21 protein-coding genes are annotated in these 24,281 nt (G+C 63.3%); 12 read left to right on the top strand and 9 right to left on the bottom strand.

What is annotated here, in order from left to right; genetic code table 11:
• Positions 1–53 precede the first annotated feature (53 nt).
• Together galB and Q5H89_RS09605 are read left to right on the top strand one after the other, a co-directional pair.
• Positions 54–2,510 (top strand): beta-galactosidase GalB, encoded by a 2,457-nt coding sequence (galB, locus tag Q5H89_RS09610; protein ID WP_305019089.1) that lies wholly within the window; start codon positions 54–56, stop codon positions 2,508–2,510.
• Between the two features lie 254 nt (positions 2,511–2,764).
• Complete coding sequence (locus Q5H89_RS09605) at positions 2,765–3,772, top strand: SDR family oxidoreductase (RefSeq protein ID WP_305019088.1); 1,008 nt, start codon at positions 2,765–2,767, stop codon at positions 3,770–3,772.
• 93 nt (positions 3,773–3,865) lie between these two features.
• Here Q5H89_RS09605 and Q5H89_RS09600 read toward each other — a convergent pair whose 3' ends face one another.
• A complete protein-coding gene (locus Q5H89_RS09600) occupies positions 3,866–4,384 on the bottom strand; it encodes a Dps family protein (protein WP_305019087.1) in 519 nt (172 codons plus the stop codon).
• A gap of 189 nt (positions 4,385–4,573) precedes the next feature.
• On the opposite strand from Q5H89_RS09600, the gene Q5H89_RS09595 reads away from it, so the two are divergent.
• Genes Q5H89_RS09595 through Q5H89_RS09585 form a run of 3 tightly spaced genes read left to right on the top strand, consistent with a single transcriptional unit; the run spans position 4,574 to position 6,973 of the window.
• Positions 4,574–5,458 (top strand): class I SAM-dependent methyltransferase, encoded by an 885-nt coding sequence (locus tag Q5H89_RS09595; RefSeq protein WP_305019086.1) that lies wholly within the window; start codon positions 4,574–4,576, stop codon positions 5,456–5,458.
• Between the two features lie 12 nt (positions 5,459–5,470).
• A complete protein-coding gene (locus Q5H89_RS09590; RefSeq protein WP_305019085.1) occupies positions 5,471–6,004 on the top strand; it encodes a GNAT family N-acetyltransferase in 534 nt (177 codons plus the stop codon).
• A 15-nt stretch (positions 6,005–6,019) separates the two neighbouring features.
• Positions 6,020–6,973, top strand: coding sequence for a Ppx/GppA phosphatase family protein (locus Q5H89_RS09585; RefSeq protein WP_305019084.1), 954 nt, complete (start codon positions 6,020–6,022; stop codon positions 6,971–6,973).
• Here the strand turns inward: Q5H89_RS09585 and Q5H89_RS09580 are convergent.
• Positions 6,944–8,035: a zinc-binding metallopeptidase family protein gene (locus tag Q5H89_RS09580; RefSeq protein ID WP_305019083.1), complete on the bottom strand. Its 1,092-nt coding sequence runs from the start codon at positions 8,033–8,035 to the stop codon at positions 6,944–6,946. The genes Q5H89_RS09585 and Q5H89_RS09580 overlap by 30 nt on opposite strands.
• A 230-nt stretch (positions 8,036–8,265) precedes the next feature.
• Here Q5H89_RS09580 and Q5H89_RS09575 point away from each other — a divergent pair, with 230 nt between their 5' ends.
• The 3 genes from Q5H89_RS09575 to Q5H89_RS09565 are packed head-to-tail and all read left to right on the top strand — an operon-like array spanning position 8,266 to position 11,652.
• Complete coding sequence (locus tag Q5H89_RS09575; protein ID WP_305019082.1) at positions 8,266–9,711, top strand: circularly permuted type 2 ATP-grasp protein; 1,446 nt, start codon at positions 8,266–8,268, stop codon at positions 9,709–9,711.
• 21 nt (positions 9,712–9,732) lie between these two features.
• Entirely contained in the window at positions 9,733–10,656 is a 924-nt protein-coding gene (locus Q5H89_RS09570; protein WP_305019081.1) for an alpha-E domain-containing protein, read from the top strand.
• A 12-nt stretch (positions 10,657–10,668) separates the two neighbouring features.
• Positions 10,669–11,652 (top strand): transglutaminase family protein, encoded by a 984-nt coding sequence (locus Q5H89_RS09565; RefSeq protein ID WP_305019080.1) that lies wholly within the window; start codon positions 10,669–10,671, stop codon positions 11,650–11,652.
• 102 nt (positions 11,653–11,754) lie between these two features.
• Here Q5H89_RS09565 and Q5H89_RS09560 read toward each other — a convergent pair whose 3' ends face one another.
• From Q5H89_RS09560 to Q5H89_RS09550, 3 genes are read right to left on the bottom strand one after another with little or no spacing between them, the layout of a single operon-like run.
• The gene (locus Q5H89_RS09560) at positions 11,755–13,095 is read right to left on the bottom strand and encodes a M56 family metallopeptidase (protein ID WP_305019079.1); all 1,341 of its coding nucleotides are present in this window, start codon (positions 13,093–13,095) and stop codon (positions 11,755–11,757) included.
• A gap of 39 nt (positions 13,096–13,134) precedes the next feature.
• Positions 13,135–13,593 (bottom strand): toxin-antitoxin system YwqK family antitoxin, encoded by a 459-nt coding sequence (locus Q5H89_RS09555; protein WP_305019078.1) that lies wholly within the window; start codon positions 13,591–13,593, stop codon positions 13,135–13,137.
• 23 nt (positions 13,594–13,616) lie between these two features.
• A complete protein-coding gene (locus tag Q5H89_RS09550) occupies positions 13,617–14,018 on the bottom strand; it encodes a BlaI/MecI/CopY family transcriptional regulator (RefSeq protein WP_305019077.1) in 402 nt (133 codons plus the stop codon).
• A 225-nt stretch (positions 14,019–14,243) separates the two neighbouring features.
• Here Q5H89_RS09550 and Q5H89_RS09545 point away from each other — a divergent pair, with 225 nt between their 5' ends.
• Positions 14,244–15,308, top strand: a complete 1,065-nt coding sequence (locus tag Q5H89_RS09545; RefSeq protein WP_305019076.1) for an Ldh family oxidoreductase — start codon at positions 14,244–14,246, stop codon at positions 15,306–15,308.
• Positions 15,309–15,317: 9 nt separating this feature from the next.
• Here Q5H89_RS09545 and Q5H89_RS09540 read toward each other — a convergent pair whose 3' ends face one another.
• Positions 15,318–15,935, bottom strand: coding sequence for a phosphatase PAP2 family protein (locus Q5H89_RS09540; RefSeq protein ID WP_305019075.1), 618 nt, complete (start codon positions 15,933–15,935; stop codon positions 15,318–15,320).
• Positions 15,936–16,048: 113 nt separating this feature from the next.
• Between Q5H89_RS09540 and Q5H89_RS09535 the strand changes: the two genes are divergently transcribed.
• The gene (locus Q5H89_RS09535; RefSeq protein ID WP_305019074.1) at positions 16,049–16,600 is read left to right on the top strand and encodes a GNAT family N-acetyltransferase; all 552 of its coding nucleotides are present in this window, start codon (positions 16,049–16,051) and stop codon (positions 16,598–16,600) included.
• A 5-nt stretch (positions 16,601–16,605) separates the two neighbouring features.
• On the opposite strand, the gene Q5H89_RS09530 is transcribed toward Q5H89_RS09535, so the two are convergent.
• Positions 16,606–18,327: a hypothetical protein gene (locus tag Q5H89_RS09530; protein WP_305019073.1), complete on the bottom strand. Its 1,722-nt coding sequence runs from the start codon at positions 18,325–18,327 to the stop codon at positions 16,606–16,608.
• A gap of 156 nt (positions 18,328–18,483) precedes the next feature.
• Between Q5H89_RS09530 and Q5H89_RS09525 the strand changes: the two genes are divergently transcribed.
• Both Q5H89_RS09525 and Q5H89_RS09520 read left to right on the top strand, forming a co-directional pair.
• Positions 18,484–19,932 (top strand): alpha-amylase family glycosyl hydrolase, encoded by a 1,449-nt coding sequence (locus Q5H89_RS09525; RefSeq protein ID WP_305019072.1) that lies wholly within the window; start codon positions 18,484–18,486, stop codon positions 19,930–19,932.
• A gap of 105 nt (positions 19,933–20,037) precedes the next feature.
• Complete coding sequence (locus Q5H89_RS09520) at positions 20,038–21,387, top strand: alpha-amylase family glycosyl hydrolase (RefSeq protein WP_305019071.1); 1,350 nt, start codon at positions 20,038–20,040, stop codon at positions 21,385–21,387.
• A gap of 223 nt (positions 21,388–21,610) precedes the next feature.
• Here the strand turns inward: Q5H89_RS09520 and Q5H89_RS09515 are convergent, their stop codons facing one another.
• Positions 21,611–23,824 (bottom strand): glycoside hydrolase family 43 protein, encoded by a 2,214-nt coding sequence (locus tag Q5H89_RS09515; RefSeq protein WP_305019070.1) that lies wholly within the window; start codon positions 23,822–23,824, stop codon positions 21,611–21,613.
• Positions 23,825–23,927: 103 nt separating this feature from the next.
• Entirely contained in the window at positions 23,928–24,233 is a 306-nt protein-coding gene (locus Q5H89_RS09510; RefSeq protein WP_305019069.1) for a hypothetical protein, read from the bottom strand.
• Between the last annotated feature and the right edge of the window lie 48 nt (positions 24,234–24,281).

Here is a 24,281-nt window from a genome sequence, read left to right as displayed (position 1 = left end):
CGTAACTTGCCGGCCCCGCTGGCTGCTTTTTTGCGGCCCTACTTGCCTGCCCTATGTCTCTTCCTAAATCCTTCGCGGCGGCGCTGCTGCTGGCCGCCAGCCTGCCCGCCGCCGCCCAAAGCCGCCAGGAAACGCTGCTCACTACCAACTGGAAATTTACCAAAGGCGACCAGCCCGATGGCGCCAAGCCCGAGCTGAATGACGCGCAGTGGCAGACTGTGCGCATTCCGCACGACTGGGCCATCAGCGGGCCATTTGACGGCAAGAATGACTTGCAAGCCGTTAAGATTGAGCAGAATAACGAGCAGCAAGCCACCCTCAAAGCCGGCCGCACGGGCGGGCTGCCCTTCATTGGGGTGGGCTGGTACCGGCGCCAGCTAGCCGTGCCCGCGCTGGGCAAGGGCGGCCAGGCCGTGCTGCTGTTTGACGGCGCCATGAGCAACGCCCGCGTGTATATCAACGGCAAGGAAGTGATGTTCTGGCCGTATGGCTACAACTCGTTTTCGGTCGATATCACACCCTACCTGCGGGCTAGCGGCCCCAATACCCTGGCCGTGCGCCTGGAGAATTTCGCCGAAGCCTCGCGCTGGTACCCGGGCGCGGGCCTGTACCGCAACGTGCACCTTATCACCACCAAAGGCGCGCACGTGCCGGTATGGGGCACCTACGTTACCACGCCTAGCATCACGGCCAGCGCGGCCACGGTGAAGCTCAAAACGCAGGTAGCGGCGCCCGCCGGCACCACCGGCCTGAAGCTGCAAACCGACCTGCGCAACGCCGCCGGCCAGGTGGTAGCCACCGCCACCACGGCCGTAGTAGCGGGCCGGGAAACAGAGCAGAATTTTGTGGTGAAGTCGCCCAAGCTGTGGTCGCCCGAAACGCCCACGCTCTACACCGCCGAGTCGAAGCTGCTGGCGGGCACGGCGGTGCAGGACACGTACAAGACGCCGTTTGGCATTCGCTCTTTTACCTTTGAAAAGGGCAAAGGCTTCTCGCTCAATGGCCAACCGCGCAAGTTTAGGGGCGTGTGCAACCACCACGACCTCGGGCCGCTGGGCACGGCCATCAATACGGCCGCGTTGCGCCACCAGCTTGTGCTGCTCAAGGACATGGGCTGCGATGCCATCCGGACGTCGCACAACATGCCTGCGCCCGAGCTGATGACGCTCTGCGACGAGCTGGGCTTTATGGTGATGGTAGAGTCGTTTGACGAGTGGAAGGCGCCCAAGGTGAAGAATGGCTACAGCCAGTATTTCGACCAGTGGGTGGAGAAAGACCTCGTGAACATGGTGCACCGCGACCGCAACCACCCCAGCGCCATTATGTGGAGCATTGGCAACGAGGTGCCCGACCAGAGCACGCCCGAAGGCCCGGCCATTGCCAGGCGCCTGCAAGACATTGTGCACCGCGAAGACCCCACCCGCCCCGTAACGGCCGGTATGGACCGCTTCGACGACGATTTCAAGTATGGCTTTGCCGCCGTGCTCGATATACCGGGCTTCAACTACAAGCCCCACCGCTATGCCGAGGCCCTGGCCAAGCTGCCGCAGGGGTTTTTGCTAGGCACCGAAACGGCCAGCACCGTGAGTTCGCGCGGGGTGTACAAGTTTCCGGCCGTGCTGGGCAAGGACAAGAAGTACGACGACAATCAATCGTCGTCTTATGACCTCGAAGCCTGCAACTGGTCGCAGATTCCGGACATCGAGTTTGCGGCCCAGGACGACGGGCCGGCCGTGGCCGGCGAGTTTGTGTGGACCGGCTTCGACTACCTCGGCGAGCCCACGCCCTACGACGAAAAATGGCCCTCGCACAGCTCGTACTTCGGCATTCTGGACCTGGCCAGCCAGCCCAAGGACCGCTACTACCTCTACCGCGCCCGCTGGAACCCTAGCCAGCCCACCGTGCACCTGCTGCCCCACTGGACCTGGCCCGGCCGCGAAGGCCAGGTTACGCCCGTGTTCTGCTACACCAACGGCGCCTCGGCCGAGCTTTTTGTAAATGGCAAAAGCCAGGGCCGCCAAACCAAAGCCGGTCCCGGCGCCACCGACCCGCAAACCCGCTACCGCCTCGAGTGGAAAGACGTGGTGTACCAGCCCGGCAGCATTAAGGTAGTGGCCTACGATGCGCAGGGCAACATCCTTGGCACCGAAGAAGTTCGCACGGCCGGCGCGCCCCACCACATCCGCCTCTTGGCCGACCATACCAGGCTTGCCGCCGATGGCGAGGACCTCGCCTACCTCATCGCCCGGGTCGAAGACGCGCAGGGCAACCTCTGCCCCGGCGCTACCCAGCAGTTGCACTTCACGGTGAGCGGCGCGGGCAAGTTTCGGGCCGTCGGCAACGGCGATGCTACCAACCTGGAGCCCTTCCAGGAGCCCCAGATGCACGCCTTCCAGGGGCAGCTGGTGGCCATTGTGCAGGCTAGCGAAACCGCTGGCCCCGTGCAGGTAAAAGCCACGGCGGCCGGCTTGCAAGCCGGCGTGCTGCAACTGCAAACTGCCAAGCGCTAGCCCGCCTCACTGGCTTACCTTTTACAAAGGGTGCCCTTCTGCGGAGGGCACCCTTTGTGCTTTCAAAAAGCTGGCAGGCCGCCCGTGCCAGCTCGTTGGCGCCAGCTGCGAGTAGCCTCCCCGGGCTCAGCAAGGCCCTTCTGCTTATTTCCCGGATAGCGTCTTAGTATAAGCGCCACCGTAGCAACCGCCGGGGGTAGCCAGCGTATTCTACGGGGTGTTTACCAAGCAATTTTCAAGCATCATTCTTACCCATGGATAAGGAAAATAACATGAGCCGGCGCCAGATATTGGGCGGCCTGGGGGCTAGCCTGGCCGCGGCGGCCGTAGCGCCTATCTTGCCCGCCGAGGGCGCACCCACAAGTACCAATGCCGCCCCGGCGGCGCTCGTCGACCCCACCACCAAATATCCCAAGCCGCCCTTTCAGGGGCAGTCGCAGCCGTTTCCGGGGCTAGCCAGCCAAATGACGCCCCGCCCCGACCACGGCGAAACCAGCTACAAGGGCTCGGGCCGCCTGGCGGGCCGCAAAGCACTTATCACGGGCGGCGACTCGGGCATGGGCCGCGCGGCAGCCATTGCCTACGCCCGCGAGGGCGCCGATGTGGCCATCAACTACCTGCCAGCCGAAGAGGCTGATGCCAAAGAAGTTATTGCCCTGATTCGTAAAGAAGGCCGCAAGGGCATTGCCATTCCCGGTGATTTGCGCGAGGAAGCTTTCTGCCAAAAGCTGGTGACCGAAGCCGTGCGCCAGCTCGGCGGGCTCGACATTGTGGTGAACAACGCGGGCCGGCAGCAGCAGCGCCAGTCTATCCTGGACCTCACCACTGAGGACTTCGACGCCACGATGAAAACCAACATCTACGCGCCCTTCTGGATTATCAAGGCTGCCCTGCCGCACCTGCCGCCCGGCTCGGCCATCATCGGCACCACCTCCGAGCAGGCCTACGACCCTAGCCCCAACCTGTACGACTACGCCCAGACCAAGGCCGCGACCATGAACTACGTGAAGTCGCTGGCCAAGCAGCTCGCGCCCAAGGGCATCCGGGTAAACGGCGTGGCGCCCGGCCCCATCTGGACGCCTTTGCAGGTAGCGGGCGGCTCGACCCAGGAAAACCTCAAGGAGTTTGGCGGCAAAACGCCGATGGGCCGCCCCGGCCAACCCGCCGAACTGGCCTCCATTTACGTGCAGCTGGCCGCCAGCGACGCCAGCTATGCCACCGGGCAGGTGTACGGCTCGGCCGGCGGTGGCGGCCAGCCCTAAAGCCAGTTGGCTGCCGCGCAATAGCAAAAAAAGGAGGGCTGCCCGGTACGTACCGGGCAGCCCTCTTTTCTTATAACCCTACTTAGCAGCTGCTTAGTTGATATCGCGGCTAGCCTCGAACAGGAACCAAGCGCGGCGCTCGGCCTGGTCGATATACACTTCGAGCAGGCTAGCAGTAGCTACGTCCTTGATATCATCGGCAATTTCGTGCGTCTCGCGCATGTTGTGCACGAGGGTGCGGTTCTCGTTTTGCAGGTCGATGAGCATATCGAGCGGGTTCTCAAACACGTCATCGTTGTCTTTTACGCGCTGCTTGCGGCCTATTTCACCAATCGAATGAATGGTGGGGTAGCCCAGCTTACGCACACGCTCAGCTACTTCATCGGTGATACCGAAAATCTGGTCAGCCTGCTCATCCAGCAGCAAGTGGTAGTCGCGGAAATGGCGACCGCTCATGTGCCAGTGGTAATTTTTGGTCTTGAGGTAAAGCGCGAACAAGTCCGAAACCAGCAGGTTCAGGCTGTCGCTGAGTTTGGCGCGGCCTTGCTCGTCGAGGTCTGAAGGCGTGTGCAACAACGTAGGCTTGGCGAGCTTTTCTTGGGTGGCAGGCATAAAAATGAATTTTAGATTAATTATTTGGTAATCAAAGGCTTATTAAATAAGCCGCAGGTCTGGCTGTGTTTACGCAATCCACCCAAGCTGGTTTAAAAAGACTGAAAGAATCTGCATCTTTCCGCCGCTCGCCCGACCTTTGCCGATTCTAGCATGGGCCCCGCGCCCGCTCATTCCGTTTCCTGGCTCGTGTACGATTTTCTCACCACCTCTCCCTGGCCCGACTACGAGCTGCTCGACAGCGGCAATTTTCAGAAGCTCGAGCGCTTTGGCAAGTACGTGCTGGCCCGCCCCGAGCCGCAGGCCATCTGGGATGCGCACCTGCCCGCCAGCGAGTGGCAGCAGGCCGATGCCACCTTTGCCCGCGCCCCCGGCAGCACCGAAAAAGGCCAGTGGAGCCTCAAGAAAGGGATGCCCGAGCAATGGGTTATCGCTTACGAGCGGCCCGGCGGCCTCCGGCTGAAGTTTCGGCTAGGGCTCTCCTCGTTCAAGCACGTGGGCCTGTTTCCGGAGCAGGACCCCAACTGGCAATTCATTTATAACCAGACGAAAGCGCGCCGCGCCCAGCTGCCGCGCGTGCTGAATTTATTCGCCTATACCGGCGCGGCCACCCTAGCGGCCCGCGCCGCCGGCGCCGACGTTACGCACCTCGACTCGGTGAAGCAGGTCAACTTCTGGGCCCGCGACAACATGGAGGCCAGCCAGCTCGACGGCGTGCGCTGGCTCGTGGAAGACGCCATGAAATACGTGCGCCGCGAGGTGAAGCGCGGCAGCAAGTACCAGGGCCTCATCCTGGACCCGCCCGCCTACGGCCGCGGCCCCAACGGCGAGAAGTGGCAGCTCGAAGATGAACTGAACGAGCTGCTCAAGCTCAGCCAGCAGCTGCTCGACCCGGAAGACCATTTTTTTGTGGTGAACCTGTATTCGCTAGGCTTTTCGGGGCTGATACTGGACAACCTGACCCAGGCTATTTTCCCGGGCAAAAAGGCCGTGCGCGAGCTGGGTGAGATATACCTGCACGACGCCGGCCAGCGCAAGCTGCCGCTGGGCACCTTCTGCCGCTTTGCCACCTAGCGCCCTTTAGCCATGCCGGTGCACACGCGCCCCGCCCGCCTCGGTGAAGTGGCCGAGCTAAATGCGCTCATCGAGCAGTCGGTGCGGCAGCTGAGCGTGGCGTATTACGCTCCGGCCCAAATTGACAGTGCCCTGCGCTACGTTTTTGGCGTGGATACGCAGCTAATAATTGATGGCACCTATTACGTAGCCGAAATCGACGGCCACCTGGCGGGCTGCGGCGGCTGGAGCCGGCGCCACACACTCTACGGCGGCGACCAGCACAAGGTCGCCGCCGACCCGCTCCTCGACCCCGCCCAGGATGCGGCGCGCATCCGGGCATTTTTTGTGCACCCGAGCTGGGCCCGGCAGGGCGTGGGCCGGGCCATCCTGGCGGTGTGCGAGGCCGCGGCGCGCCAGGCCGGCTTTCAACGCCTGGAATTAGCGGCTACCTTGCCCGGCGAACCGCTGTATGCCGCGCTGGGCTACGCGGCCGGTGCGCGGCTTTCGCCGGTGCTGCCCGATGGGCAAACCCTTCCTATTGTGCAGATGCACAAGCAACTCTGATTTGATTTATTTTTTATGCACGCCCCCGTTCATCACCGCCGGCTAGCCCTTATCGACATGGGTACCAATACCTTCCACCTGCTGATTGTGGAAGACCGGCCCGGCCAGCCGCCGCACGTGCTGGTGCGCACCAAAGTGGGCGTGCGCCTGGGCGAAGGCGGCATCAGCAAGGGTGAAATTGCGCCCCTGCCCTACGCCCGCGCCCTGCAAACGGTGCGCGGCTTCAAGGAAGAGATTGAGCTGCACCAGGTTACGGAGGTGCGCGCCACGGCCACCAGCGCCATGCGCGTATCGCGCAACGGCCCCGACCTCGTGCGCGATATCCTGGACAGCACCGGCATTCAGGTCGAAGTGATTGCCGGCAGCCGCGAGGCCGAGCTTATTGCCAAAGGCATCCGGCAGGCCATTCCGCTGGGGCAGGCCAAGCATTTATTGATGGACATCGGCGGCGGCTCGGTCGAGTTTATCATCGCTAATGAGGACAGCATTTTCTGGAAGCACAGCTTTGAAATTGGCGCTCAGCGCCTGCTCGACAAGTTTTTCCCTGACCCTAGCGGCGTGTTTCCGCGCGAGCAGGTGGCGGCCGAGCTCGAATACCTGGCCGATAAGCTAGCCCCCCTCACTGCCGCCGTGGCCGCGCACGGCCCGCTGGCCAGCCTGGTAGGCAGCTCGGGCAGCTTCGACACCCTGGCCGACCTCAGCGTGGGCCAGGTGCGCCGCGAGGCCGACCTGCCGCCCAGCACCGCACTGCCACTGGCCGACTTCGAGCAGCAGTTCGCCCAGCTCCTCACCCTCGACCACGATGGGCGCGTGGCCCTGCCCGGCATGTTTCCGATGCGGGCCGATATGCTGGTAGTAGCCAGCGTTATTGTAAAGTACGTACTGACTACCTACGAGTTAACCCAGATTACCACCTCCGCCTTCGCCCTCAAGGAAGGCTTACTGTCCGAGTTGCTGGGCCGGAGCTAGCCCCCCGCGGCCACCGGCCACCTTATGAATAAAGGCCAGCTTATCGGCCACCGCCGGGCTGATGATGAACGGGTACGGGTCGGGCTGGCCCATGCTGCGGTTGAGGCTGTTCATGGCGAAGGTCAGGGGCAGCCACATGGCCATAATCTGCCCGAAGTCAGCCACTTGATAGGGGTCTTGCATAGCAGCGCGCAGGCCCTGGCCAGGGGCCGCGTCGAGCGGGTCGAGGCGCAGGCCGAAGGCATAAGCGGTTTGCAGCGTGTCGAGAATGTGCAGGTAGTGGGCCCAGGTTTCGGCCCAGTCTTCCCAGGGGTGGCTGCTGGCGTAGGCGCTGATGTAGTGCTGCGGCCAGTCGGGCGGGGCGCCCCGGGCGTAGTGCTTTTTGAGTGCCTCACCGTAGTCTAGCTGCTCATCGCCAAACAGTTGCCGGAAGCCATCCAGGTTGGGCGAGTCGGCAATAAGGCGGTCCCAATAGTAGTGACCTACCTCGTGCCGGAAGTGCCCCAGCAGCGTGCGGTACACCTCGTTCATAGACTGCTTGGCTTGCTCGCGCTCGATGGCATCGGCTTCGGCGATATTGATGGTAATGAGGCCGTTGTCGTGGCCCGTAAGCACGCGCTGCCCGGGGCTTTCATCGGCCTTGAAGTCGAATTGCAGACCTTCTTTGGGGTACACGCTTTTACTCACCACGGGCAAGTGCAGGCACAGCAAACTATAAATGAGCCGGTGCTTGGCCGTTTCCAGGTCGCGCCAGCGGGCCAGGTAGCCGGGGTGCGCCAAGTCGGGAATGGTGCGGTTGAGGGCGCAGGCCGGGCAAAACGGCGTGGTGCTCTCGCTGGGTACCAGCCAGTTACACACACCGTGCTCGTGGTTGGCGCAGTAGGCGTACGTGGGGCCATCGGGCTCACCATACAGGCGGAAGGTATGGCCATCGGGCGGCGCCTCCAGCGGCAGCAGCTGCCGCCGGGTAGCCTCGAACCCTAACAAATACTGGCATTTTTCGCAACGGCTGTTTTCAAAATACAGCACTTGGCCGCAGTGGGTGCAGGTAAAAAGCTTCACGGAAATAGCGCTAAAAATTGCCTTGCTCAACGGGGAGCCAAAGGCAGTGGTTGGGCTTAGCCCTTATTTTCTTACGAAATCGGTATTTTACCTAAAGCACCCTATAACGGAAGGGGCATTCACCCGAGACAGTAGCCTTTTGAATTTTTTAGCCGTTTATTTAGCCCCTAGCTAGCCGCATACGTGCATGTTTTGCTGGCTGATGGCCTTTTACCAAACTGCTGCCCCTAATGTCTAACCCATTACTAGCTTCTTACCAGAATCAGCCCCAGGTGTGGGACGAGATGTTTCGGACCGAAGGTGTGCGGGCCGAGTATCAGCACTTTGTGGCAGCCATTGCGGGCCTGGCGGGGGCCGAGATGACCCGCAAGGACGAGCTGGCCAAGAAACTCTTTATGAGCCAAGGCATTACCTTCACCGTGTACAGCAGCGGCGAGGGTATTGAAAAGATATTTCCGTTCGATATTATTCCGCGCATTATCTCCAACAGCGAGTGGCTGCGCATAGAGGCGGGCATTAAGCAGCGGCTGAAGGCGCTCAATATCTTTCTCAAAGACATTTACCATCAGCAGTTTATCATCAAGGATGGCGTGGTGCCGGCGGCGCTGGTGTACTCGTGCCCGCAGTTTTTGCGCGAGATGGTGAATGTGAACGTGCCGCACGACGTGTATACCCACGTAGCGGGCGTGGACCTTATTCGGGACCACGACGGCGAGTTTTACGTGCTCGAAGACAACCTGCGCACGCCCTCCGGCGTGTCGTATATGCTGGAAAATCGGAGCATTACGTACCGCATTTTCCCCGACTTGCTACCCAAGAGCAACGTGCTGCCCGTCAAGGACTACCCCGATTTATTGTACCGCAACCTGCTGGCCCTGGCCGACCGCCAAACGAGCGACCCCACGGTGGTGCTGCTCTCACCGGGCATCTACAACTCGGCTTATTTTGAGCACAGCACCCTAGCCCGCCTCATGGGCATTCAACTGGTAGAGGGCCGCGACCTCCTTGTGCACAACCACTTTGTGTACATGAAAACCACGCGCGGCCTGGAAAAAGTAGACGTCATTTACCGGCGCGTCGACGACGAGTTTCTCGACCCGCTGGCCTTTCGGCCCGATAGTGCGCTCGGCGTGCCGGGCCTGTACTGGGCCTACCGCAAGGGCAACGTGGCGATAGTGAACGCGATGGGCAACGGCGTGGCCGACGACAAGGCCGTGTACTGCTACGTGCCCGACATGATACGCTACTACCTCAACGAGGAGCCAATTCTGAAAAACGTGCCCACTTACCAACTGGAGCATCCGGAGCACCGCGAGTTGGTTTTCAAGGACATGGATAAGATGGTTATCAAGCGCACCAACGAAAGCGGCGGCTACGGCATGCTCATTGGCAGCGCGGCCACCGAGCAGGAAATGGACGATTTCCGCACCGCCATTCTGGCCGACCCGCGCAGCTTCATCGCCCAGCCCATCATCAGCCTCTCTTCTACGCCGTGCTACATCGAAGGCAAGCTCCAGCCGCGGCGCATCGACCTGCGGCCGTTTGCGCTGTGCGGGCCTGGCGGCATTGATATTGTGCCGGGCGGCCTCACGCGGGTGGCCCTGCGCGAAGGCTCGCTGATTGTAAACTCGTCGCAGGGCGGCGGCAGCAAAGATACCTGGGTGCTAGGCGCCTAATCGACTCATTAGCCCCTACCTATGCTTTCTCGCGTTGCCGATACTATCTACTGGCTGGGCCGCTACATGGAGCGCACCCAGGTCATGCTGCAAACTATTCGTATTCAGTATATTGCCTCGCAGGATGAGCCGCACTACTGGGGCTGGCAGCCGCTGCTGCTGACTTACGGCGACCTCAGTGAAAAGGAGCTGGCCAGGCGCGCGCCGCACACGCCGCAGGTACTCTACCACCTGCTGTTCGACCGCGACAACGCGGCCTCGGCCTACCGCAACATTGTGCAGGGCCGCGAGAATGCGCGCGCTGTGCAAGACCACATTACCAAGGAACTGTGGCAGACGCTGAACGACTACTACCACCTTATCCGGCACGATGCGCTAGCCCACCAAACGCTGGGCGAAGACCCCGTGTCGGGCCTAGATAATTTACTGAGGCAAAGCGTATTGTACGTAGGCACGGTGCAAAACACCATGCCGCGCGATGAAGGCTATATCTTCCTCAAGCTGGGCAAATTTTTGGAGCGCGCCCTGCAAACCGTGGAGCTGCTGCGCCTCAATCAGCACCTGTTTGAGCGCGAGCCCGAGGCCGGCAACCACGAGCTGCGCTACCTGCTCTACAGCCTGTTAGGGTATGAATTGTACGTAAAAACCTACCAGGGCCAACTCGACGCGAGCAGCGTGCTGGAGCTGATTTTGTATAATCCCGACTTCCCGCACTCGCTGCTCTATAGCCTGGGCCAGCTGCTGCGCTACTGCGAGCGCCTTAAGGATAAGAGCCGGCCCGAGAGCTACGAGCAGCTGCGCTTTCTTATCGGCAAGGCGCGCACTACAGTGGCCTACAGCACCTTGCAGGCCCAGCAGGGCGGCGCGCTAGGGTCGTTTTTGGGGCAGGTGAAGGGCGAGCTGCTCGATATTACGGCGGCGCTCAGCACGTCTTATTTCAACTGATAGTGAGCAGGTATGGCTACTTATAAAATTCAGCACCGCACGCGCTACGCCTACGCCGCGCCCGTTATCGACTGTGCCAACCAGCTGATGATATACCCGCTGCCCGATGCGCGCCTGACCGTGAAAAACCACACCGTCAACATTACCGGGCAGCCCGAAGTGGCCTTGTTCACCGATTACTTTGGCAACCAGGTGGGCGTGTTTTCGCTTATTCAGCCGCATTCGGAGTTGGTCATCGACTCGCTGGCCGAGGTCGAAACCCACGCCATCCAGTTTCCGATGGATGCCGAAACCGCTGAGGCCCAGTGGGCCCACCTGGCCGGCCTGCGCGCCGACGTGGCCTTCATGGACTTTCTGAAAGTGCCGCCCGCCGACGTCGAAGCCGAGCTGCGGGCGGCGCTAGGGGGCATCGTCACGTTCGGGGCCAAGCCGCTGAAGCAGGCGCTCGAACTATCGGAGTACGTGCACGATAACTTCCAGTATCAGCAGGGCGTGACGAGTATTGAAACGCCCATTGAAGATATTTGGCGGCTGCGGGCGGGCGTGTGCCAGGATTTTGCCCACCTGCTGCTGCACCTGCTGCGCCTCAATGGCCTGCCCGCCCGCTACGTGAGCGGCTACGTGTGCCCCCGCGAGGAGGGCGTGCGCGGGGCCGGCGCCACCCACGCCTGGGTCGAGGCCTACATCCCCTTCTACGGCTGGCTAGGCCTCGACCCCACCAATAACTGCATCGTGAACGACGGGCACGTGCGCATGGCCCTCGGCCGCCACTTTGCCGACTGCACCCCCGTGAAGGGCACCTACAAAGGCACCGGCGCCCACACCCTGGAAGTGACGGTACACATCGAAAACGGCCGTCCCATTGCCGGCAACGAGCCATCTGATAAGCCTACCTACGTGCAGCAAGCCCCTAGCCCCGCCCCTGCCGTCAACTCTTACCGTAAATACCTCGACTGGGAGCAGCAACAGCAGCAACAGCAGCAACAACAGCAGTAGCTGCCTGCCTGGCCGCAAATTAGCACCGTAAAACCCTAGTGGTATTCGATGGCGCGGGATTCTTTGCGCAAAAAGCCAGGCTTTTTACTGTTCTTCAATTATTTATGGCTGGCTCTTGAATAGCACCGGCACCGTAAAACTCACGGCCACTGCCTTGCCCGACTGCTTACCCGGCACAAAGCGCGGCAGCTTCTCAATGGCCGCTACCACCGCCTCATCGTAGGCCGGGGCGAGGCCCTTCACCACTTTGGTATCACTCACGTGGCCATCGGCCTGCACGGTAAAGCTGACAAAGACCCTACCTTCCTGCTGTGCGCCGGTCGGGTATACCAAATTAGCTTGAATCTGCTGGACGATGGGCGTTACCCCAGGATTGCCGGGCAGTTGGGGCATCTGCTCGACGTAGGTGTAGATGCGGCCAGCGGCATCTACTGCTGATACCGGCACCGTGGTAAGCGTCGGGGGCGGAGGGGGAGCTATTTCTTCGGTTGCGCGGGCAGCCGCTTGTTTGGCGGTACTCGGCGCCGGCTGGTCGGTGGCCGACTGGCAAGCCGTGGCCAAAAAAACCCCGCCCACTATCGGCAAGGCTAGCCACTGCTTCCAGCGGCGCACGGGAATCTGATTCTGCAACATGGCAATTCGGGTTAGGGTGAAGGAAAAGGCAAACGATTGAACCAGTGAAGAGTAGCTCGGACCTACCATGCGGCGCACGGCCAGCCGGGCCAGCAGCGACGGGTAGGGTGGCGCCGGGGCCAGCGCATCGGCAGGGCTAGCCACCAGCAGCATGGCCTCCCAGTCGGCCAGCAGCTCGTGGGTAAGGCGCAGGGCGGGCAGCAGCAGGTGAGCGAAGGGATTGAACCAGAGCAGCGCCCGCCACACTTCGAGCCATAGCATCTCGTAGCTGTGCCCCTGGCGCACGTGCGCTAGCTCGTGGGCCAGCACCGACGTAGCCTCGGCGGGCGTGAAGTCGGCTGTATCATCCCAAAAAATGGTGCGGCCGAACGAGCTGGTGGGCAGCCGCCCGCCGGTGTAGGCCAGCACGTAGCCGGGCCGGCGCTCACGGGGCAACTGGCGAGTGGCGCGCCGCAGCCGCACATAGCGGTAAGCCAGGCAGCTCAGCGCCATCAGCACCCCGAGTAGGTACAAGCTAATCAGCCATGTACCGGGCTGCCAGCTTGGCGCAGACGCTAGCCCCACACGGGGCGTGGGCAGCGCTACCACCTGCGCTATAACCATCGGCGGGGCAGCAGGGGCTAGCCAGCCGGCCAGACTAGGGCGGGGCAGCAGCGGCAGCACCACGGCCACCACCGGCGCCAGCAGCAGCAAGGCCCGGTTGTAGCCAAAGCACCGCTCGCCGCGCAGCCCCAGCCGAAACAAGAGCCAGACGGCCCCGAGCGGCAGCAGCGTACCCGCCAGCCAGCCCGTCAAAAAGGAAGTATTCATAACACAAACGGCAAGTAGTGGCAAATGGTAGTAGGCCAGTTAGTTAGCCAGCAAGATTTGGCTTGCAGCCAGGCGGCGGGTGCTGATGCGCTTGCCCAGCTTATATACCTGCACGCTATCGAGCGCCCCGGCGGGCGAGTAGTAGTTCCAGGCGCCGAACCAGTAGAAGTGCAGGCCATCCGGCTCGTCGGCCAGGCGCGCGTGGCCCTGTTTTGACACCCGGCCGCTAGGGTAGTAATAGGTGATGTCGCTGAGGCCGTGCCGGCGGTAGTGCTCCTTGTGCTGCAACTCGCCGGCTTGCGCGTAGTAGCGCCAGCGCCCCACCGGCTGCCCGTGCCGGTAGCGGCCCCGCATAAAAAGCTGCGTGCGGGCGTCGTCGTAGTAGGTGCGGTAGCGCCCTTGGCGGTCGCCCTGGCGGTCGGTGCGGCCGGTGGGCCGGGTGCTGGCGCAGGCCGTGGCCAGGGCCAGCAATAAGCTCAGTAGCAAAAGACGTGGCATGGCGCTGCTTGCTTAAACCAGGGCTAATTTTCGGCAGACGGGTCGGGTTCGGCTGGCTCATCAGGCGGGGCCTGGCGCAGCAGGGCATCGAGCTGGGTGGCGTCGAGGTTTTCATCCTGAGCGAAAAAGGAAACCAGCTGCCCAAACGAGCCGCCGAAGTAGCCGCGCAGCAGCTTGCGCAAGGAAAAGCGCCGGTAATCATCCTGCGCCACCAGGGCGTGGTAGCGGTAGCCGCGCCCCACCGGCTCGTAGCCCACAAAGCCCTTTTGCTCGAGAATGCGCACGATGGTGCTCACCGTAGTGAGGGCGGGCAGCGGCGCGGGCAGCGCCTCGCGCAGGTCTTTAACGTAGCTGGGGCCGCGCTGCCAGAGCAGCTGCATCACCTGCTCTTCGGCGCGGGTAAGTTCGGGAAATGGCGGTTGCATAAGGCGGGGTAGCAATTGATAAAGCGAAGTACGTGACTTTTCAACGTAAAATTTAGTTTTAAACTAAATTTTACGTTGAAATAAGTTAACCCGTTCGTTATCAAGGCATAAATTTGACAACAAATAACCAAAGCAACGGCCTCGGCACGGCGGCAGTAGGTTTGCGGCTCGCAACGCGCCCTTTTACCCAGTGCTTTTGCTTGCGCGGGCCGGCCTACTTTTCTTATGTCTACTTTCTCTTATCAGCAGCTGTTCACCTTTGCCGAGCGCGTGTTTCTGGCCCTCGGCTGCCCCGAGGCCGACGCCACCCTAGCCACCGAAACGCTGCTCTCGGCGGATTTGCGGGGCGTCGATTCGCACGGCGTGGCACGGCTTTCGGGCTACGTGCGCCTCTGGGAGGCGGGCCGCATCAATGCCCGGCCGCGGGTAGGCATCAGCTACGAAACGCCGAGCACGGCCGTGGTCGATGGCGACGGCGGGCTGGGCCTGGTGGTGGGCCCCAAAGCCATGCGCATTGCCATGAGCAAGGCCGTGCAGGTGGGCACCGGTTGGGTGTCGGTGAAGAACTCCAATCACTTCGGCATTGCCGGCTACCACGCTATGCTGGGGCTGGCGCAGGATATGATTGGCATTGCCATGACCAACGCCTCGCCGCTGGTAGCGCCCACGTATTCGCTCGATAGACTACTGGGAACCAACCCGATAGCCGTGGCCGTGCCGGCCGGCGAGCAGCCCGACTTTGTGCTCGATATGGCTACCACCACGGCCGCCAACGGCAAGCTCGAAATCGCGCAGCGCAAGAACCTACCCATTCCCGAAGGCTGGGCCCAGGACGCCGAGGGCCACCCCAGCACCGACGCCAACGCCGTGAAGAACGGCGGCGCGCTGCAGCCGCTAGGCGGCGCCACCGGCTCGCACAAAGGCTACGGCCTGGGCGCGGTGGTCGACATCTTTTCGGCCGTGCTGAGCGGGGCCAACTACGGGCCGTGGGTGCCGCCGTTCGTGGCGTTTTTGCAGCCGCCGGCCGACCCGGTGGGCCAGGGGCTAGGGCACTTTTTCGGGGCCATGCGCGTGGATGCCTTCCGGCCGGCCGACGAGTTTAAACAGCATATGGACAAGTGGATAACCACTTTTCGCGAGGCCAAAGCCGTGGCGGGCCAGCACGTCCTCATCCCCGGCGACCCCGAGCGGGCGATGGCCGCGCACCGGCTTATCGAGGGCATTCCGCTGCTCGACGCTGTGGTGCAGGATTTAGAGAAAACCGGGGCCAAGTTCGGCGTAACGCTGTAACCGGCCGGGCTAGCCCAGCTCGGGCTCGGCCGGGCCGGCTGCCAGCTGCACCAGCAGCACCCAGCCCACGGCGCTGCTCCAGCCGGCCAGCACATCGCTGGGGTAGTGCACGCCCAGGTACATGCGCGCCGCGCCCACTGCCAGCGCAAACAGCGGCGCCAGCGCCCACAGGCGGTGGTGGCGCGGCAGCACAAAAAAGAGCGCCGTGGCCAGCGCGGCCGTGTCCATGGCGTGGCCGCTGGGAAAGCTGAACGTGTGCTCGGGCCGGATGCTGACCCACAGCGCCGGCCGGGGCCGCGTCACGAAGAATTTGATGGCCTGCGTGAGCAGCATCGAGCCACCCACCCCGGCCGCAAACAGCCAGGCGGCGCGCCGCCGGCCGGCCCGGGCCAGCGCGGCGGTGGTGAGCACGCCGGCCGCTAGCATGGGCCCGGTATTGCCCACGATGGTGAAAAAGATGGCTAGCCCATCGAGCGCCGGGGTGGCGTGGCGGTGCAGCGCCAGCAGCAGCGGGTCGTCGAAGGGGGCCTGGCCGAAGCGCGCCACCAGCGCCGCCATGCTGCCGAATACGCCCCAGGCCAGCCCGGCCGGCAGCCACAAGCGGCGGCGAAAAGAAGCGTCGGCCATAAGGAGCAGGTTGGTACGCCAGCCCATACGCAAAACCACTGCCCCAAGTGGCCGCGCAGGCCGTTTTTGTGTACTTTGCCGCGCCCCCAGACGGGCTAGCCCTCCCTCACCCTATGCTCCCTTTCACTACTGAACACCTGCTGCTGCGCCCGCTCGAAGCGGCCGATGCGCCCGGCATGTTTGCGCTGGATAGCGACCCGGCCGTGCGCCGCTACCTGGGCGGCATTGGCGGCCCGCAGGCGGCTAGCCCCCCCGACAGCCTGGCTACCATCGAATACATCCGGGCGCAGTATACGGCCCACGACATTGGGCGCTGGGCAGTGCTGCTGCGCGCCACCGGCGCCTTTATGGGCTGGGCCGGGCTGAAGCTGGTGGCTGGCCCAATAAACGGCCAGCGCAATTTCTACGACCTGGGCTACCGTTTCCTGCCGCGCTACTGGGGCCAGGGCTACGGCTACGAGGCCGCGCAGGCGTGGCTAGCCTATGGTTTCGACGTGCTGAAGCTGCCGCGCATCTGCGCCTACGCCGACGTGCAGAACGCCGGCTCGCGGCGCATTTTAGAGAAGATTGGGCTGGCACCGGGCAATGAATTTGTAGAAAACGGCACGGCCTGCGTGTGGTACGAAGCGCCAAACCCGGTCGGGCGGCCCCCAAGCAGGGCCTGATGGTGTTATAACTGGGCTAGCTCCGTACGCAACTGCTCCAGCGTGACGGGGTGAAAGCTCAGCGCGGGCTGCACCGTGGCGCTGAGGCTTACGCCGCTGGTGGCTAGGTACGTAATGCCCTTTTCGCGGCGCAGGGCTACCACCGTGGCGGCCTGGCCATCTGGCACTTGCTCAAAAACTGCCGCGCTGCCCTCAGTACGCGAGCTGGCCAGGATGCTGCGCTGGCCCTTGAACACCAGCGACACGACCGTGGCGGGGTCGGGCGTGGCCACGGTGTAGAGAATGCGCGGGCCGGGGTCGAGCAGGCGGTCACAGTTTATCCAACCCAGGCCGCCGGCGGCCAGTTCGTAGTAAAGCCCACTGTCGATGGCGAGCGGGGTGCTGGCATTGTTGAACTGCTTGGCAAATACGGCGCGGCGGCGCTGGATATCGCGGGCTAGCTCTTCCTGCAACTGCTTGTCCATTATCAGCCAGTTGAAGCCTACCAGCTGCCGGCCCGAGCGGGCATACAGCACCGAAAACACGCCCCGCGCACGGCTAGCCGTGCGCTTGCCATGCGGCAGGGCGCTGATAAAGCTGGCCGCCCGCTGCGTAGGCAGCTGCCGCACAAATGCCAGCACCCTGGCGCCCAGCACCGAGTCGCCCATTACCAATTCCGATTTTTGAAGCATGCCGGCGCTATCTACTTCTACATCAATCATAATAGCGTGGCGGATGGGCGTGTGGTTTTCCTGGCTCAGGTCTTTCAGCAGGCGCTGCTCCTCCTTGCTCACGGTGCGCTTGCGGCGCAGACGGGCCTGGTCGGCTTTCGAATTGGGCAGCTGGTGGGCATATTCCTTAAGCAGCTGCTTACTCTTCTCGAAATAGGGCCAGCGCGGGCTTTTGGGAGGATGCAGTTTCACCCACTTGCCTAGCTCGGCGCGGTCGGCAGTGGGGTTGGCCGCGTTGAGGCGGGGGGCCGGGGTGCCGGTGCCGGCCAGCTGCCAGTCGGGTGCGTGGCCAGGGTCGGCGCTCACGCCTTCGTAGAGGTTCATGCCCGGCAGCGGCTGGCGGGTGGGCAGCTGCACGAGCAGCTGCATTCCGGGGCGCAGGTGCACGGTTTGGCCGTTGGCGGCGGCGTAGAGGTGCAGCATGCCGCCGGTTTCGAGCACGTCGAGGCCCGCGCGGGTGCCTAGCCCGGCCAGCACAATGTCGGCGGTGCTGTAAAACTCCCGCACAGTCAGCGTAATGGGGCCGCTGTTGGCGGGCACGTCGAAGGCCCGGCCGGGTAGCACCAGCCGCGTGCCTTGCCGGCCCAGCAGCACCGTATCGCGCCCCGGGCGCACCACAAATTCCTGCGCCTGTGGCGCGGCCTGGGCGCAGAAGGCGGGCAGGTCATTGTCGGCAGCCAAGCCAGCCGGTTCTTCCGGTGGTAGGGGCGGATAGGAATTCTCGGCCACAACGTCGATATCGGCCGTAGCTGCACGCAAGGCGGTGCTTTGCACGGGTGCAGCCGGGCGCCGCACCCAGCGTGCAGGCGGGCGGGCCGCCAGGGTCGGGTGGTAGGGCGTGGGCAACTGCGCCGGCCGTTTGGAAGGTGCCACTGCGGCCGGTGCCGGCTCGGCCGCTGTAGTCTTAGCCAGTGGTGCAGGAGCCTGGATGGTTTGGCTGGGCTGGTCGGCAGAGCAGGCGGCTAGCCCGGCCACTAGCATGGCTATGCTGAATAAAGCGTAAACGGGTAGCTTCATAGAACTGAGTTAATGGAGAAAATTAACCACTTATTCAACCTGATGCCGGCCCGCACCTGTTTGCACATTTCCGCGCCAGCTAACCGGCATTTCAGCGCGTCAATATACAGGTCTTTTGCACCGTTGCTTAACCCGGTGGGCTTGTTACCTTGCGGTATGCTTCCTCCCTTCATTCATCAGCTGGGGCGCGCTATACTGGCCAGCCTGGGACTATTGGGGCTAGCCGCCTGCTCGCCCACCCCAACTACCCAGGCCGATGTTGCCATTCCGGCCAATTGCCGGCCGCCTGCGCCGTTCACCATTCAGCACCCGGCCTGGGCTACCAATGCCAGCCTCTACCAGGTAAATGTGCGCCAGTACACGCCCGAGGGCACGTTTAAGGCCTTCGAGAAGCACTTGCCGCGCCTGCAAAAGATGGGTGTCGGCATCCTGTGGCTGATGCCGGTGCAGCCCATCGGCGAGGTGAAGCGCAAAGGCAGGCTGGGCAGCCAGTACTCGCTGCGCGACTACCGGAGCGTGAACGCGGAGTTTGGCAGCCTGGCTGATTTGCAGCACCTTATAGGCGAGGCGCACAAGCTCGGAATGCACGTTATCCTCGACTGGGTGGCCAACCACACGAGCTGGGACAGCAACCTGAGCAAGCAGCACCCCGACTGGTTTACGCACGATGCCAAAGGCAACTTTGTGCCGCCCGTGGCCGACTGGCAGGATGTCATCGACCTCGATTACTCGAAGCCCGGCCTGCGCCAGTACATGACCGAGAGCATGGCCTACTGGGTGAAAGACGTGGGCTTCGACGGCTTCCGCTGCGACGTGGCCGGGCTGGTGCCCACCGATTTTTGGGATAACACGCGGGCTACTTTGGAGAAAATAAAGCCCGTATTTATGCTTGCCGAGTGGGACGAGCTGCACGACCCGCCCTTTCTGCCCAAGGGTACCTTCACGCCCCACACGCACCTGCTCGAAAAGGCCTTCGACGCCACCTACGCCCTCAAGCTGCACTACCTCCTCGACAGCGTGGCGCAGGGCAAGCGGCCGGTGGCGGCGCTGCCCGGCTACTTCGCTGCCGAGCGCAAGATGTACCCGGCCGGCGTGTACCTGATGAATTTCACCTCCTCGCACGATGTCAATAGCTGGGACAACCCCGAGGGCGTGCGGCTAGGGGCCAATGCCCAGGCGCTGGCCGTGCTCACGGCCCTGGTGCCCGGCATCCCGCTGGTTTACAGCGGCCAGGAAGCGGCCTCGACCAAGAAGCTGCGCTTTTTCGACAAGGATACCATTCAGTGGAACGGCTACCCGCTCAATGCCTTTTACGCCGCGCTGCTGCACCTCAAGCAAAGCAGCCCGGCCCTGCGCAACGGCGACGCCTGCGCCAAGTTTACCATCTTGCCGGCCCCGGCCGACTGCTTCGTGTTTGAGCGGGCTAGCGGCGATGGCCAGGCTAAAACCTGGGTGGCCATCAACCTCGGCACCCAGCCCCAAACCCTTACCCACCCCGCCGAAACCGTGACCGATGCCTTCGCCGATGTAGGCTCGCCGGTGACGGATGCGCAGGTAACGGTGCCCGCCCACGGCTGGCGCGTGCTCAGCACCAAGAAACCGTAGGCCGTAGCGCAAACTTTAGCTACGCTGACTTTCAGTTGCAGTTCGCGTCCGTGAGCGGTTAAAAGCCGTTCAAGACGCGAACTACCACGTTCGCGCTACTGCTTTATGACCAACCATCCGCTAGCCTCCCGCTTCACCGTGCGCCACCCCGAGTGGGCCGCCAACGCCACCATCTACGAAGTAAATGTGCGCAACTACACGCCCGAGGGCACTTTCCGGGCCTTTGAGGCGCACCTGCCGCGGCTGGCCAGGATGGGCGTCGTTATCGTGTGGCTGATGCCGATTCACCCCATCGGGGCCGTGGGGCGCAAGGGCTCGCTAGGGTCACCCTACGCGGTGCAGGACTACTTCGGGGTGAACGAAGAGTTTGGCACCCTGGCCGATTTGCAGCACCTTGTGCAAACGGCCCACGCCTTGGGCCTCAAGGTAATACTGGATTGGGTAGCTAACCACACGAGCCGCGACAACGCCCTCATTACCCAGCACCCCGACTGGTATCAGCACGATGCCCAGGGCCAGCTCGTGCCGCCCGTGGCCGACTGGACCGACGTGGTGGCCCTCGACTACACCAACCGCGCAATGCGCACCTATATGCTTGAGGCACTGGCTTACTGGGTGCGCGAGGCCGACCTCGACGGCTACCGCTGCGACGTAGCCGGCCTGGTACCCACCGATTTTTGGGACGAGGCCCGGCCCGCGCTGGAGGCGATAAAGCCCATCTTTATGCTGGCCGAATGGGATGAGCTGTATCCCTCGGGCGGCCTGACGTGGGAGGAGTTTAACTCCGAAACGCAGCTGCTAGAGCGGGCCTTCGACATGAGCTTCGGCCTGCGCTTGCACTACCTGCTCGACCACATTGCTGAGGGCAAGGCTAGCCTGGCCGACATCGACACGTACCTGGCCGCCGAGCGCGAAAAGTACCCGCCTACTACCTACCTCATGCACTTCACCAGCAACCACGACGTGAACAGTTGGGATGGCACTGAGTACGAGCGCCTGGGCGCGCTGGCCCTGCCGTTTGCCGTGCTCACGGCGCTGCTGCCGGGCATGCCCATGCTGTATTCGGGCCAGGAAGCGGGCCTGAACCGCCGGCTGGCCTTCTTCGAGCGCGATACGATAGACTGGGCCGAACTGCCACTACAAGAGTTCTACACCAAGCTGTTGCAGCTCAAAAAGCGCCACCCGGCCCTGCGCAACGGCGACCCCGCCAGCCAGTTTCAGCGCCTGAGTGGGCCGGATGGCCTGTATGGATTTGTGCGCGAGAAAAATGGCTCAGCTATCATCGTGCTTATCAACGCCACTGCCGAGCCCCTGGTGCTGCCGGGCCAAAAGGCGCTGGTGCCTCCGCAAAAAGGCTTGTTCGACGTGTTCAGCGGCGAGCAGTGCACACTGGCGCAGGCCAAGGCACGCACCGTACCGGCTCACGGCTGGCGCGTGCTGCGCACCCGCGACTAGGGCACGCCACCTCGTTCAGGCTGCTTTGGAAGCAGCGGGAATCAACCTCGCTGGTGCGGGGCCAACTCCAGCTGCTTCTTGGTAGCCGTTGCTGTTCAAAATGATTGTCGCGGCATTGGTCAGGCTGTCAGCCTGCGCCGGCAGCCTGGTAGTGCCCTACTAGCCTTCGGCGAATGAGGCCGGGGCAGCGGCGTTGCCGCTGTTGCACGCCTAAGGGCGGCGCTCATTTTCCCGTCACCACCTGCCAGCGAAAGCAGGCGCCCTCGCGGCGCGTGGGGCTGGCGCCGGGGGCATCGGCGGCGCACAGGCTGCCGGCGCGGGGCGGGGCTAGCAGGTAGCGATGGTTGCTTAACGACAGCAGCATGAGGTCGCCACGCAGCATGTCTTCCCACTGAAAGGTGGTGGCTTCGGCGCTGCCGCCCGGCCCAATGCGCACCTCGCCCATGCCGGCCAGGTTTTGCACCATCACGAGCCCGCCGCCCGATTCTTCGCCGCCCGCCGACTCCAGGGCGACGCGCCCCCGGCCGCGGTCGAGCACCCGGAAGTAACTGGCCGCGCCCTGCGCCAACGGGCTATTTTGGGGCACGGGGCGCACAAAGCCGCGCCAGTTCACGAGCACCGTGCTATCGGCCAGGCTGGTGAGCCGGATGGTCTGGCCCACCGGAATGGGCCGGCTCAGGCCCCTAGCGCGGGGCTGGTCCACGGTAAAGCGGTCGAAGTCGGCGTAGCCGCCCGCCGCCCCCAGCGTGTTGTAGGCAAAGAGGGCATAGCGCACGCCCTGGAAGGTGCGCAGCTGGAATACCATCGTCACGGGCTCGCCCACCGGGCGAAAGCCGCGGCCGTCGGTGCTCAGCTCAAACTGCGCCTGCTCGGTGTCGAAGTTGCAGTGCGCCCGCAGCCATATTTGTTTGGCCGTGAGCGGCTCGCGTACCGTGCGGCCGGTGCGCTGGTCGAGCTGCTGCACCTCCAGGCCCTGGGCGGTGCGGGCCACCCCTAGCCAGGCGTAGGGGTAGTTGAGCAGGGCCAGCCCGGCCACGTCGCCGGGGCGCAGGCCCGCCAGGTCGAGCACGGTGGTGGGCGTCGATTCGGGGCCGATGGCGCGCTGCGTGAGCGAGTTGCGTGCCTGCCAGAAGTCGGCGGCGGGCTGGGCGTGCAGGCGCAGGTAGCCCCGGCGCTCGCGCAAGGACCAGTGCGCATCGTCGGGCGCGTGGTTCCACTGCCAGAGCGGGTTCAGAACTGGCCCGCCGAACTCATCGCCCCGCTGGAAAGGCGCCCTCGGCGGGCTGGCCGCACCGGCCGGGCCCACGTTGGGCTTCACCCAGGTTTGGGGCGAGCGCTTGAGGTTGCCGGGCAGGCCGAAGTAGGGCCAGCCGCTAGCCCACGTCACGGGCGACAGGCACAGCAGGCGGCCCACCGAGTTGTGGTCCATCATCGAAAAGCCCCACCACTCGCCGGTGGGCGTTTGCACCAAGCCGCCCTGGTGTAAAGTATTGGCGCCCACGTAGTCGGGGCTAGGGGGCGCGAGCGCAAACGGCTCGTCTTTGCTGCCGCGCAGCTGGTAGCCCTTGCCCACGCCCAGCGTTTCGTCGGCGCTGATGATGGCCACCTCGTAGGGGCCGCCCACCTGGCTGGCCCTGGCGCAGGCCATGTAGCCCACGGGGTCGTAGTTGGTGCTGGTAATGACGTACTTGCCGTCGATTTTATAGAAGTGCGAGCCCTCGCCCAGGCCGCTGCCCTTGGCAAACAGCACGCGCTCGGTGCCGGGCCTGGTATCGGTGAGGTCGTCGGTAAGCTCGGCCATGCGCACCTCGTTGTAGCCCCAGATTACGTAGACCTTGCCATCGTCATCGAAGAGCACCGACAGGTCGTGAAACGACTTTTTCAGCTCGGTGTGCGTCCAGGGGCCGGCCGGGCTGGTGGCGGTGTAGAGCTGGGTTTTTTGGCCGTTTACATTGCTGAAAATGTGGTATTTGCCCCGCGCGTAGCGAAAGCTCGGCGCCCAAATGCCCCGGCCGTAAATGTTCTGGCCTTCTTCGAGCCGGTAGGCGGGGCCAAAGTCCAGCTTCTCCGCAGCGTAGCTTAAAAATTCCCAGTTGACGAGGTCCTTGGAGTGCAGCACCGGCAGCCCGGGCATGGCGTGCATGGTAGTACCGGTGAGGTAAAAGTCATTGCCGACCCGAATCAAATCGGGGTCCGAAAACTCGTCGTAAAACAGCGGGTTGGTGAAGGTGCCGTTGCCATTATCCGCCAGCCAGGTAGCGGCCGGCGGGGCCGCCCGGCCGGTGCTTTTCGGGGCGGGGCGCGGCTGCGCACTCACTAGGCCCGGCAGGCCACACAGCAGCAAAAAACGCCAGCTGACTCGACGGCTACTCAGTAAAAAACCACGCTGGCTAAGGCAGGCCCAGGCAGCTTTCAGAAATACGGCCAGCATTTTCATGTACGGGAAGCGGGGTGGGTCGGGGCCGTAATAATAAGCAGCCCCGCTCGCCGCGCCGCAGGATGAGGCTAGCCCGCCCTGCAAACACCTACTAGCCGCCGCACTACCGCGCCTGAATGCAGGTCAGCTTTACCCCCTCGCCCACCATGCAGATACTGGCCCCGGGCTCCGACTCGTAGCTGATGGTCACGCGGTCGCCGTCGTGCTTGCCAAAGCCCTGCCAGAGGCTGCCGTGCGGCTCCAGGCGCTTGCCAGTATCCAGCTGCAGCACGTAGCCGCAGCCATCAAGGCCGGTGAGGTTGCGCACGGTGGCGAGGGTGCCGCAGCCGGGGGCTTCGTCGGCTTTTTGGCAGCCAGCGGCCAGGGCCAGCAAGCCCGTGGCCAGTAAAGAAACGTAGCGGTAGTGCATAGCCGAAGGTAGCTAGTGAAATGAAAGGCAGCTCTTTAGTAGAGGCCC

This window comes from Hymenobacter cheonanensis (assembly GCF_030581075.1).
Classification (GTDB): domain Bacteria; phylum Bacteroidota; class Bacteroidia; order Cytophagales; family Hymenobacteraceae; genus Hymenobacter.
The sequence above is the reverse complement of the archived record's forward strand: the minus strand, read 5'-3'. Positions and strand labels throughout refer to the sequence as shown.